This window comes from Pseudomonas sp. O230, assembly GCF_045447035.1.
GTDB lineage: Bacteria > Pseudomonadota > Gammaproteobacteria > Pseudomonadales > Pseudomonadaceae > Aquipseudomonas.
In genome coordinates, this window is sequence record NZ_JBJGXN010000004.1 from 420,450 (window position 1) to 432,868 (window position 12,419).

The 12,419-nt window shown below is 60.0% G+C and carries 9 protein-coding genes and 1 pseudogene; 1 reads left to right on the plus strand and 9 read right to left on the minus strand.

The window, feature by feature from the left end; all coding sequences use genetic code 11:
* Positions 1-53 precede the first annotated feature (53 nt).
* The 4 genes from arcC to arcD (ACI77H_RS10815) form a co-directional block, all read right to left on the minus strand.
* Entirely contained in the window at positions 54-983 is a 930-nt protein-coding gene (gene arcC, locus ACI77H_RS10800) for a carbamate kinase (protein ID WP_407011885.1), read from the minus strand.
* Between the two features lie 172 nt (positions 984-1,155).
* On the minus strand, positions 1,156-2,166 hold the full coding sequence (locus tag ACI77H_RS10805) for an ornithine carbamoyltransferase (RefSeq protein ID WP_407011886.1): 1,011 nt from the start codon (positions 2,164-2,166) through the stop codon (positions 1,156-1,158).
* Between the two features lie 69 nt (positions 2,167-2,235).
* Positions 2,236-3,492 carry an arginine deiminase gene (arcA, locus tag ACI77H_RS10810; RefSeq protein ID WP_407011887.1) on the minus strand — a complete coding sequence of 419 codons (1,257 nt, stop codon included), beginning with the start codon at positions 3,490-3,492 and terminating at the stop codon, positions 2,236-2,238.
* A 35-nt stretch (positions 3,493-3,527) separates the two neighbouring features.
* Positions 3,528-4,955 carry an arginine-ornithine antiporter gene (arcD, locus tag ACI77H_RS10815; protein ID WP_407011888.1) on the minus strand — a complete coding sequence of 476 codons (1,428 nt, stop codon included), beginning with the start codon at positions 4,953-4,955 and terminating at the stop codon, positions 3,528-3,530.
* A gap of 426 nt (positions 4,956-5,381) precedes the next feature.
* Here arcD (ACI77H_RS10815) and arcD (ACI77H_RS10820) point away from each other — a divergent pair, with 426 nt between their 5' ends.
* Positions 5,382-6,809, plus strand: a complete 1,428-nt coding sequence (gene arcD, locus ACI77H_RS10820; protein ID WP_407011889.1) for an arginine-ornithine antiporter — start codon at positions 5,382-5,384, stop codon at positions 6,807-6,809.
* Positions 6,810-6,851: 42 nt separating this feature from the next.
* Here the strand turns inward: arcD (ACI77H_RS10820) and ACI77H_RS10825 are convergent, their stop codons facing one another.
* The 5 genes and pseudogenes from ACI77H_RS10825 to gap all read right to left on the minus strand — a co-directional run bounded on the left by ACI77H_RS10825 (position 6,852) and on the right by gap (position 12,408).
* Positions 6,852-8,183 (minus strand): CoA transferase, encoded by a 1,332-nt coding sequence (locus tag ACI77H_RS10825; RefSeq protein ID WP_407011890.1) that lies wholly within the window; start codon positions 8,181-8,183, stop codon positions 6,852-6,854.
* Positions 8,184-8,377: 194 nt separating this feature from the next.
* Positions 8,378-9,133 (minus strand): methyl-accepting chemotaxis protein, encoded by a 756-nt coding sequence (locus ACI77H_RS10830; protein ID WP_407011982.1) that lies wholly within the window; start codon positions 9,131-9,133, stop codon positions 8,378-8,380.
* A gap of 150 nt (positions 9,134-9,283) precedes the next feature.
* Positions 9,284-10,516: pseudogene (locus ACI77H_RS10835) on the minus strand (chemotaxis protein); the annotation flags it as partial.
* A 286-nt stretch (positions 10,517-10,802) separates the two neighbouring features.
* Entirely contained in the window at positions 10,803-11,267 is a 465-nt protein-coding gene (locus ACI77H_RS10840) for a methylglyoxal synthase (RefSeq protein ID WP_407011891.1), read from the minus strand.
* Between the two features lie 139 nt (positions 11,268-11,406).
* Positions 11,407-12,408, minus strand: coding sequence for a type I glyceraldehyde-3-phosphate dehydrogenase (gene gap, locus ACI77H_RS10845; protein ID WP_407011892.1), 1,002 nt, complete (start codon positions 12,406-12,408; stop codon positions 11,407-11,409).
* Positions 12,409-12,419 lie beyond the last annotated feature (11 nt).

Genomic DNA, 12,419 nt, shown 5'->3' on the forward strand with positions numbered 1-12,419 from the left:
CCTTCGAAGGCATTGGAGAACGGCAGACTCCGGGCCTGCCGCCGAGTTTCTTTTTAGCGGTAAGTAATGCCAGGTTTCGCCGTGCTGATGCGCGTACCGGCCTTGCCCTGGACGATCGCCTCGATGTCCGAGAGTGAACCGATCACCGCAGTTTTTCCAGTATGGCGGGCGAATTCGCAGGCTGCCTGAACCTTCGGCCCCATGGAGCCGGCGGCAAAACCGAGTTTCTCCATGTCGTCCGGGTGCGCCTGGGCGATGGCTTTCTGGGTCGGTTTACCGAAATCGATAAAGGCTGCGCTGACGTCGGTGGCGATCACCAGCAAATCACTGTCCAGCTGTTCGGCCAGCAGCGCCGAGCACAGGTCCTTGTCGATCACCGCTTCCACGCCTTGCAGTTTGCCGTGGGCACCATACATGGTTGGAATGCCACCGCCGCCAGCACAAATCACGATGCTGCCTTTTTCCAGCAGCCATTTGATCGGGCGGATTTCGAAGATGCGTTTCGGTCTCGGGCTGGCCACCACGCGACGGTATTTATCGCCGTCCGGGGCAATCGCCCAGCCTTTTTCGGCGGCAAGTTTTTCTGCCTCGGCCTTGGCGTACACCGGGCCGATGGGTTTGCTCGGGTTCTGGAAGGCCGGGTCGTTGGCGTCGACTTCAACCTGGGTCAGGAGCGTGGCGAAGGGCACTTCGAAGTCCAGCAGGTTGCCCAGTTCCTGTTCGATGATGTAGCCGATCATGCCTTCGGTTTCGGCACCGAGCACGTCCAGCGGATACGGCGAAACCGAGGTGTAGGCCGCCGCTTGCAGCGACAGCAGGCCGACCTGCGGACCATTGCCGTGGGCGATGACCAGTTCATTGCCGGCGTAAATCTTGGCGATTTGCTCGGTGGCAATCCGGATGTTGGCGCGTTGATTGTCCGCGGTCATGGGTTCACCACGGCGGAGCAGGGCGTTACCGCCCAGAGCAACGACGATACGCATGATTCAGTCCTTCTACAGAGAGCGGGCTAACGACTCGATCTACTGTGGGAGCGGGGCTTGCTCGCGAAAGCGTCCTGTCAGTCACCATTAATGTTGGTTGACAGGATGCTTTCGCGAGCAAGCCCGCTCCCACATTTCGACCGTGTTTCGTCAGTGGGAGCCGGGCGAGCCGTTAGATATCCGCCAACGCCGATACCAGAATCGCCTTGATGGTGTGCATGCGGTTTTCCGCTTGCTCGAAGGCGATGTTGGCCGGGGATTCGAAGACTTCTTCAGTCACCTCGACGCCATTGGCCAGGTTCGGGTAGCGCGCGGCGATGTCTTTGCCGACCTTGGTTTCGCTGTTGTGGAACGCCGGCAGGCAGTGCATGAATTTCACGCGAGGGTTGCCCGAAGCCTTCATCATCGCCGCGTTGACCTGGTATGGCAGCAGTTGCTCGATACGCTCGTCCCACGCTTCCACGGGCTCGCCCATCGATACCCAGATGTCGGTATGGATGAAGTCCACGCCCTTGACCGCTTCTTTCGGGTCTTCGGTGATGGTGATGCGGGCGCCGCTTTCTTCGGCGAAGGCTTTGCACTGGGCGATGAAATCAGCGTGCGGCCACAGCGCTTTCGGCGCGGCAATGCGCACGTCCATGCCCAGTTTCGCGCCGATCATCAGCAGCGAGTTGCCCATGTTGTAGCGGGCGTCGCCGAGGTAGGCGTAGCTGATGTCATGCAGCGGCTTGTCGCTGTGTTCGCGCATGGTCAGGGTGTCGGCGATCATCTGCGTCGGGTGGAACTCAGCGGTCAGACCGTTGAACACCGGCACGCCGGCGAACTTGGCCAGCTCTTCGACGATCTCCTGCTCGAAGCCACGGTACTCGATGGCATCGAACATCCGCCCCAGCACGCGGGCGGTGTCTTTCATGCTTTCCTTGTGGCCGATCTGCGACGACACGGGGTCGATGTAGGTGACGTGGGCGCCCTGGTCATGGGCCGCGACTTCGAAGGCGCAACGGGTGCGGGTCGAGGTTTTTTCGAAGATCAGTGCGATGTTCTTGCCTTGCAGGTGCGGACGCTCGGTGCCGGTGTACTTGGCGCGCTTGAGGTCGCGGGACAGGTCGATCAGGTAGTTGAGCTCGCGAGTGGTGTGGTGCATCAAGCTCAGCAAGCTGCGGTTACGCATATTAAAAGCCATGGTGGATCTCCTTAGGTTTCGGTTATCCCCCGACCTCACGCTTTATAAGGGTGAGGTCGGGCACACAAATTAATAATCGATAGGGTCGCGAATGATCGGGCAGGTCATGCAATGGCCGCCGCCACGGCCGCGACCGAGTTCGCCGGCGCTGATGGTGATGACTTCCACGCCAGCCTTGCGCAGCAAGGTGTTGGTGTAGGTGTTGCGGTCGTAGCCGATCACCACGCCCGGCTCCAGGGCCACCACGTTGTTGCCGTCGTCCCATTGCTCGCGCTCGGCGGCGAAGCTGTTGCCGCCGGTTTCCACCACGCGCAACGCTTTGAGGTTGAGGGCCTTGGCGACGGTGTCGAGGAAGTTGGTTTCTTCGCGGCGAATGTCGATGCCGCCCGCTTTGCTTTCGTCAGGACGCAGGGTGAAGGCGACGATCTGGTTCACCACTTCCGGGAAGATGGTGACGAGGTCGCGGTCGCAGAAACTGAACACCGTGTCCAGGTGCATCGCCGCACGGGACTTCGGCAGGCCGGCGACGATTACTTTCTCGACGGCTTTGTTCTTGAACAGGTTCACCGCCAGTTGGCCGATGGCCTGACGGGACGAGCGTTCGCCCATGCCGATCAACACCACGCCGTTGCCGATTGGCATCACGTCGCCGCCTTCAAGGGTGGCGCTGCCGTGTTCCTGATCCGGGTCGCCGTACCAGATTTCAAAGTCGGCGTTGGTGAACTGCGGGTGAAATGTGTAGATGGCGCTGGCCAACAGGGTTTCCTGACGGCGCGCCGGCCAGTACATCGGGTTCAGGGTCACGCCACCGTAGATCCAGCAGGTGGTGTCGCGGGTGAACTGGGTGTTGGGCAGCGGCGGCAGAATGAAACTGGAGTGGCCGAGGAAGTCGCGGAACATCTGAATGGTCTTGCCGCCGAAGCTGTCCGGCAGGTCGTCGGCGGAGACGCCGCCAATCAGGAATTCGGCGATCTTGCGCGGCTCCAGGCTGCGCAGCCACGAACCGACCTCGTGGATCAGGCCGAGGCCGACCGAATTGGCGGTGACCTTGCGTTCGAGAATCCAGTCCAGCGCTTCAGGAATCGCGACGATGTCGGTCAGCAGGTTGTGCATTTCCAGCACGTCGATATTGCGTTCGCGCATTTTGGTGACGAAGTCGAAATGGTCACGCTTGGCCTGGGCGACCCACAGCACATCATCGAAAAGCAGCTCGTCGCAGTTGTTCGGGGTCAGCCGCTGGTGGGCCAGGCCGGGGGAGCAAACCATGACTTTGCGCAGTTTGCCGGCTTCGGAATGTACGCCGTACTTAACTTTTTCCGTGGTCATTACAGTGATCCTCCAGATGACAAATCAATCGGGTATTACAGGGTCAGGAAGCCGTCATACAGACCGTAGGCCGCCACCAGGGCGCCCACGACGACTGCGGCGAAAATCAGCTTCTCGACGTTAGTGAAAACCGGTTTGTTGACTTCAAGCTTGGCCTTGGCGAACAGGATCGCGCCGGGGGCATAGAGCAGGGCGGAGAGCAGCAGGTATTTGACACCGCCGGCATAGATCAGCCAGATCGCGTAAATCAGTGCGACGCTGCCGATAAGCAGGTCTTTGCTGCGTTCGGCTGCAGCGTTTTCATAACTCTCGCCGCGCACCGCCAACAGAAAGGCGTAAGCCGCCGACCACAGGTATGGCACCAGAATCATCGAGGTGGCGAGGTAGATCAGCGACAGGTAAGTGCTGGCCGAAAACAGCGTAATGACCAGGAACAGTTGCACCATCGCGTTGGTCAGCCACAAGGCGTTGACCGGTACCTGGTTGGCGTTTTCCTTGCGCAGGAACGCCGGCATGGTGTGGTCCTTGGCGGCGGCGAACATGATTTCGGCGCACAACAGCACCCACGACAGCAGCGCCCCCAGTAACGAGATGATCAGGCCGACGCTGATCAGCACCGCGCCCCACGGACCGACCACATGTTCCAGTACGGCCGCCATTGACGGGTTCTGCAGCTTGGCCAATTCCGGTTGGGTCATGATGCCCAGCGACAGCACGTTCACCAGCACCAGGAACAGCAGCACGGTGATGAAGCCGATCACGGTGGCTTTACCGACGTCGCTGCGCTTTTCCGCACGCGCCGAGAAAATGCTCGCGCCTTCGATACCGATGAACACCCACACGGTGACCAGCATCATGTTGCGCACCTGGTTCATCACGCTGCCCAGGTCCGGGTTTTTCAGGCCCCAGATGTCGGCCGTGAAGATGTCCAGTTTGAAGGCGAAAACAGCGATCAACACAAACAGCAGCAGCGGCACGACCTTGGCGACGGTGGTCACCAGGTTGATGAACGCTGCTTCCTTGATCCCGCGCAGCACCAGGAAATGCACGGCCCAGAGCAGCACCGACGCACCAATCACGGCGGCAACCGTATTGCCCTCGCCGAAGATCGGGAAGAAGTAACCGAGGGTGCTGAACAGCAAGACGAAGTAACCGACGTTGCCCAGCCAGGCGCTGATCCAGTAACCCCACGCGGACGAGAAACCCATGTAGTCGCCGAAACCGGCCTTGGCATAGGCGTAGACACCGCCGTCCAGGTCCGGTTTTCGATTGGCGAGGGTCTGGAACACGAAGGCCAGGGTCAGCATGCCGACCGCGGTGATGGCCCAGCCGATCAGCACGGCACCGACGTCGGCACTGGCCGCCATGTTCTGCGGCAAAGAGAAGATCCCGCCACCAATCATCGAGCCGACAACCAACGCAACCAGTGCGCCGAGTTTCAGTTTTCCGGGGGATTCAGACATTGCATGACTCCAATGCAGGAGAATAGAAACAACAGATTAATTCTGTTCGCAATTCAATGAGCTGACATAGATCAGTGCATGGCTACATTCCATTGTTAATGAAAGACTTATGAATCTTTCCCGGGCATAACGGTATTGCTGGAAAAGCCCTTTCCAGAGGCCTCGGCCAGAAAGATCAGGAATGGAGCGTATTTGTTGGAGCCTTTAAGCTAGTTCGTTTTCAGGTTTACGCAAATATTTGACAGTTGTTTCAGTACTGAATTGATTGATTAGGATCAACACACAAAGCTGCTGTTGCCGACTGCAGCTATAGAAAAATCGGCTATAGAGACAAGACGCGGATTGCCATTAATTAATAAATGTTATTACCGTTTACCTATTTAGTTAAAGTTATTCCTTAGTGGCGAGAAACAAGGAGACGCTGGAATGTCGCAACCGACGCAAAAACTTCGCCTGAGGGCACTGATCGCGCTGGTGGTGGGATCGATGATTGGCGGCGGGATTTTTTCCCTGCCACAGAACATGGCCGCCCGTGCCGATGCTGGCGCGATATTGATCGGTTGGGCGATCACCGCCATCGGCATGCTGACCCTGGCCTTCGTGTTCCAGACGCTGGCCAATCGCAAGCCCGAGCTGGACTCCGGGGTGTATGCCTACGCCAAGGCCGGGTTCGGCGATTACATGGGGTTCTCGTCCGCCTGGGGTTACTGGATGAGCGCCTGGCTGGGTAACGTCGGCTACTTCGTCTTGCTGTTCAGCACCCTCGGGTACTTCTTTCCGATGTTTGGCCAGGGCAACACGTCCATCGCCATCGGCTGCGCCTCGGTCCTGCTCTGGGCCGTGCATTTTCTGGTGATGCGCGGGATCAAGGAAGCGACGTTTATCAATCAGCTGACCACCGTGGCCAAGATCGTGCCGCTGATCATGTTCATCGTCATCGCCGCCGTGGCGTTCAGGGCAGACATCTTCACTCGCGACATCTGGGGCCACAGCAACCCAAGTTTCGGAGGGGTGATGGATCAGGTGCGCAACATGATGCTGGTCACGGTGTTTGTGTTCATCGGCATCGAGGGTGCCAGTGTGTATTCGGCGCGGGCGGAAAAACGTTCGGATGTCGGCCGGGCGACGGTCATCGGTTTTCTCGGCGTGCTGGCGTTGTTGGTGCTGGTGAACGTGTTGTCGCTGGGGATCATGAGTCAGCCGGAATTGGCCAACCTGCAGAATCCGTCTCTGGCGGCGGTGCTGGAACACATCGTCGGGCCGTGGGGCGCGTTGTTGATCAGCATCGGCCTGGCGATTTCGCTGCTTGGCGCGTTGTTGTCCTGGGCGCTGCTCTGCGCCGAGATCCTGTTTGCCACGGCGAAAGACAACGCCATGCCGGCCTTCCTGAAAAAGGAAAACGCCAATCATGTGCCGGTCAATGCGCTGTGGCTGACCAACGTGATGATCCAGATTTTCCTGTTGATCACGCTGGTTTCCGCCAGTACTTACACCAGTCTGATCTACCTCGCATCGTCGATGATTCTGGTGCCGTATCTGTGGTCGGCGGCGTATGCGGTGCTGTTGAGCGGGCGCGGCGAAACCTACGAGCATGCCTCGGCGGAACGGACCAAAGACTTGCTGATTGGCGGCATCGCGTTGAGTTATGCGGTGTGGCTGTTGTACGCCGGCGGGGTGAAATATTTGCTGCTGTCGGCGTTGTTGTATGCGCCGGGGGTGATTCTGTTCGCCAAAGCCAAACACGAGCAGGGCGAACCGCTGTTTACGCCGATCGAGAAAGGGATTTTTACCGCTGTCCTCAGCGGCGCCGGGTTAGCGGCGTATGGCTTGTACAGCGGATTGCTGTCGTTGTGAGGTTGCTGCTGGGGGCTCAGCCGTCCTATGGCTTGCCAGCGGTCACCACCATTGCGCGCGATGGGAACCCAGGTCTGACGCTGGAAGCGCCCACTGCAAAGGTGTTCCGGTGATTTTCAATGGCACATGAAGCCGATGCGCCGGGCCCCAGGGGGTTTGCTCAACCAACAGACCCTGATCGTTTTCATCTTCTGCCCGCAACGCCACGGCGGTTCCTGCGCCATTTTCAATCAACAACTTCGCCGTCCGCGCCAGTGACAACCGTGCCGACCCGCCCCGTCCCAATAGCGTGATCGCCGCAGCCGCCATCAAATAACCGGTCGCATGATCAAGCGCCTGCACCGGCAACGGCGTCGGTTTATCCGCCTTCTTCCATTGCATCCCCGTCTCGGCAATCCCGCTGCTCATTTGCACCAGGCTGTCGAAGCCGCGACGGTTCTGCCATGGCCCGCTCCAGCCGTAGGCGTTGAGGCACACATCAATCAGGCCAGGCGCGAGTGCCTGCCGTTCGGCAATGCCGTAACCCAACCTTTCTAATGCGTCGGCGCGGTAGCCGTGGAGCAGAATGTCGGCGTCCTTGAGCAAGCTTTCGAACACGATGCGATCGGCTTTGGCATGTAAGTCCAGGCGTGCGCAGCGTTTACCCAGGGTGACTTCCGGCACCACGCCGGGTTCGTTCCAGCTCGGTGGGTCGATGCGCAAGACATCGGCGCCGAGGCCGGCGAGAAAGCGACTGGCGACCGGGCCGGCGAGCACGCGGGTCAAATCCAGCACCTTGATCCCGGCCAATGGTTGGGCCACTGAACCTTGCCACGGTTTGACGGTGTGGCTGCTGTGGCTAAAGAACTGAATCAGCGGCTCGGCGTTCACCGCCTGACCTTGGGGATGCGCCTGCCATTGCGCCCAGCTGCGCATTTCGGCGGCGCAGCCACCGGCCTCGACCACGGCCTGCTCCAAATCGGTTTTCGTCCACTGCGCAACCTTGCTCGCCACGTCTGCGCGGTCGGCACACGCGCCGAGCACTTTCTGCGCGCCAGCACGGTGATGAGGTGCGTTGGTGTGCAAGCGGATCCAGCCGTCACTGGTCGGGTAGTCGCCGGCCACTCGGTCCCAGGGCGGAGGAACGCTCCAGCCGACGGGGCGGATCGACGTCGCGAACCAGAAAGACGCGAGGCGCCGGTCGACTTCTAGGTTAGGCAACCGGGCGGTGTGCTGCCGCAGCAACGCGCTGACAGCCTGACCGGCAGCGGCAATACTGGCGCAGGCCAGGTCGGTGACGGCAAACGCCGAGGGCAGGGCGCCACTCGAGGTGAACGGAATCGGGGTGCGGGGCAAGCCGAGTGCGGCTTGAATGGACGTGAGTAAATCAGTCATCGAAGGCCCTCCGGAAGAGGGCCTGAGCATAGATCAAAACACCGCTCAGTTAGATGAAAACGCGGGTAGTCAGCCGAACGCGAACGTGTAGGAGCCGGCTTGCCGGCGATAGCGGTGTGTCAGCTGACATCTACGTTGGCTGATACACCGCCATCGCCGGCAAGCCGGCTCCTACAGGGATTTGCGGTGTAGATTTACACGCGGAACTGATCCATCAGTTTCATCTGGTGGGTGGTCAGCGAATTGAGCTGGCTGCTGATCTGCGCCGATTCGGTGGCCTGGCCGGTCAGGGTTTCGGTGACGGTGCGGATCGCCGAGACGTTGCGGTTGACCTCTTCGGCCACGGCGCTTTGCTGTTCGGCGGCGCTGGCGATTTGCAGGTTCATGTCGCTGATCACGGTGACCGCGTCGCTGATTTTGCTCAACGCTTGCACGGCTTGCTGAATTTGTCCGGCGTTGCTGTGCGCCTGGGACTGGCTCGAATGCATGGTGGCGACCACGCCGCGGGTGCCGGTCTGGATGCGTTCGATGACGATGCGGATCTCTTCCACTGAATCTTGCGTGCGCTTGGCCAGGTTGCGCACTTCATCGGCCACCACCGCAAAGCCGCGACCGCTTTCCCCGGCACGGGCGGCTTCGATTGCCGCGTTAAGTGCCAGCAGGTTGGTCTGCTCGGCGATGCTGCGGATCACTTCCAGCACCGAACCGATCTGCTCGCTGTTGACCGCCAGCGCTTCGACTTCGGTCACGGCTTTACTGACTTCGTCGGCCAGCTGATTGATGTCGCGGGTGCTGCGTTCGATGATCGACATGCCATCACGGGCCGATTGATCTGCACCTTTGGCTGCGTTGGCCGCGTTCGAGGCGCTGTTGGCGACTTCATGAGCCGTGGCGCTCATTTCGTTGGACGCGGTGGCCACCTGGTCGATTTCGCGGAACTGCACCTGCATGCCTTCGCTGGTCTGACGGGCGATTTCCGAAGACTGGTCGGCAGTGCCACGGGCGTCGGTGATGCTCTGTTTGATCTGGGCGATGGTCGGTTGCAACTTGTCGAGGAAACGGTTGAACCAGCTGACCAGTTCCCCCAGTTCATCTTTCTTGCTGTAGTGCAGACGCTGGGTCAGGTCGCCGTCGCCACTGGCAATTGCCTTGAGCATCTCGGCGACGCTGTTGATCGGCCGGGTCACGCCCGATGCCGTCAGCCAGATCAGCAACAGCCCGACGAGGCCGGCAGCGACCGCCACCAGTACCGCGTTGATCGTGCCGCTTTGCTGAGCGTCATCGAGAACCGCTTGCAGCTTCACTGAATCGGCCAGCAGCACTTGCTTCGGCAGGTCGATCACCACGCCCCAGGCTTTGGAGTCGCTGATCGGGCTGACCGGGTACACGGCACGGATCAAGTCGCCTTGTTCGATGATTTTCGGTGCGCCACCGCTGAGCAATTGCAGGACATCCTTGCCCTCTGCGCCCAGGGTCTCACCGATGCTTTTGCCGACTTTGCTGGCGTCGACGCTGTAACCGGCGAGCACGCCGCTGCCAGAGACAATCAGCATGTGCCCGGCGCTATTGAACAGATCACGCTGGGAATCGGCTGCCGCTGCCTGCAGTGCGTCGAGGGCGATGTCCACACCAACCACGCCGATGGCTTTGCCGTCCACCAGCAGCGGTACGGAAATGGTGGTCATCAGCATTTCCTTGCCGCCGACGGTATCGGCATACGGGTCCAGCAGGCAGGTGCGCTTGCTGTCGCGAGGGCAGGTGTACCAACTGTTATAAGGCGTGCCGCTGAGGCTCAAGGTGGTTTTGGTCATGTCGGCTTCAACCATGATCGTGTTGATCCCGGCACCACCGGCGCGGCTCCAGTAACTGGCGAAACGACCGGCCTCGTTGGACTGGCGAGCCGCGTCATTGGCGAACTCGCTGTCTTTGCCGTCCAGCCCGTTGGGTTCGAACGCCAGCCAGATCCCCAACACCTTGCTGTTGCGCTCGAACGCGGTTTTCAGGCTCTGGTTCAACTCTTCACGCAGGGCACCGGCCTCAAGCGAGCGCTTGGCGGCCATGTTGCGCATGTCCTTGATCTGGTCCGCCAGGGCGGTCACCACCAGCAGGTTTTCGCCAAAGGTTTTCTGCACCCGCACCGCTTGCTCGGCGGCTTTGGCCTGCAGCAAGTCCTGCACGCTGTCAGTGAGCATTTTGCGGCTGGAGGCGCTGACCAGTTCATCGTTCTGGTTGGTCTGGTAGAAGTTCATGCTGACGATCAGGGCGACCACGCCCAGCAGGCAGAGACCGGAGAGCAGAACTATTTTCAGGCGGATGGACAGAGAGTCGAACATAGGACGAACTCGCGAAGGGATGAAGTGTTGGCTGTGAGTCGAGGTCGACCCGGTTCGCCAAATCCATTCAGCGCCATTTATTGCTCATCGGCGTGGGGCGAGGATCCATGATGGTGGCTCCGACGAACGGTCATGGTTGAACGTTTGCGCGGGAAAATGTGCCGAAAAGTAGCGTAAAACGAGGGAAAATCGCGGTGATGCATCAGGATGCAGCGAACCTGATCCATCTTGAACGGACGATGATTTCCATTATCCGTTCAAGTGGTCAGTGATTGAGCCGAGAGGTTCAGGCGCGACCCTGCAGATAGGTCGCGTAATCAGGGATGCGATGGGCGTGCGCCTGATCCATCAACGGGCTGCTGAGCAGGTAGTCAGCGCTGCATTCATTGCAGGCGACGGGGATGTTCCAGACGGCTGCCACGCGCAGCAATGCCTTGATGTCCGGGTCGTGCGGCTGTGGTTCGAACGGGTCCCAGAAGAACACCAGCATGTCGACCCGCTGTTCGGCGATTCGCGCGCCGAGTTGCTGGTCGCCGCCCAGTGGGCCGCTGATCATGCTCTCTACGGGCAGGTCGAGGCGTTGTTGCAATAACAACCCCGTGGTGCCGGTGGCGACCAGTTCATGTTGCGCGAGCTTGTCTTTGTGCCGCTCGGCCCAGTCCAGCAAAAACACCTTGCAGTGGTCATGGGCGACCAGGGCAATGCGTTTGCGCGCCGCCACGGTCTTTTGCGTGAAGCTGATTCCGATCATGGGTTGTTCCGCTGGTAATTGACCGACGATGGCGATCTCGGGGACACCGCAATCCTGTAGGAGCCGGCTTGCCGGCGATGGCGATCTTGAGGACGCCATCGCTGGCACGCCAGCTCCTACAGGGTTGTGCAGGGCGGACTTACTCGGCGTTGCACAGCGCCAGGCAGTTATCGAGCATGCGGTTGGAGAAGCCCCATTCGTTGTCGTACCAAGCCAGAACCTTCAGCAGTTTGCCGCTGGATTTGGTGTGGTTGGCGTCGAAGATCGACGACAGCGGGTTGTGGTTGAAGTCGCTGGAGACCAACGGCAGGGTGTTGTAGCCCAGAATCTTCGAGTGCTGGGCGGCTTCTTTGAGCAGCGCATTCACTTCATCGGCCGACGCTTCGCGCTTGAGCTGCACGGTCAGGTCTACCAGCGACACGTTGATCACCGGCACACGCACCGCCATGCCGGTCAGTTTGCCCGCCAGTTCCGGCAGCACCAGGCCGACCGCTTCCGCCGCACCGGTCTTGCTCGGAATCATGTTCTGGGTGGCCGAGCGGGCGCGATACGGGTCGGTGTGGTAGACGTCGGTCAGATTCTGATCGTTGGTGTAGGCATGAATCGTGGTCATCAAACCGCTTTCGATGCCCAGTTCTCGGTGCAGCACCTGAGCCACCGGGGCCAGGCAGTTGGTGGTGCACGACGCGTTGGAAATAATCTGGTGGGATTGGCGCAGAATGTCGTGGTTCACCCCATAAACCACAGTGGCGTCGGCGCCTTTGGCCGGGGCCGAGATGATCACTTTGCGTGCGCCGGCCGTAATATGCGCGGCGGCTTTGGCCCGGTCGGTGAACAGACCGGTGCATTCGAAGACGACATCGATCTTTTCAGCGGCCCAAGGCAGCTCGGCCGGGTTACGAATGGCGCTGACGGAAATACGGTCACCGTTGACGGTCAGGCTTTCCTGATCGTGCTGGACATCGGCATCGAACGTGCCGTGAACAGTGTCGTACTTGAGCAGATGAGCGTTGATCGAGCTGTCACCAAGGTCATTGATGGCAACGATCTGCAGGTCCTGACGGTAGCCTTGGGTATACAGTGCGCGCAGGACGTTGCGGCCGATACGGCCAAAACCATTGATTGCGATTCGAAGAGTCATTTAACAGGGCC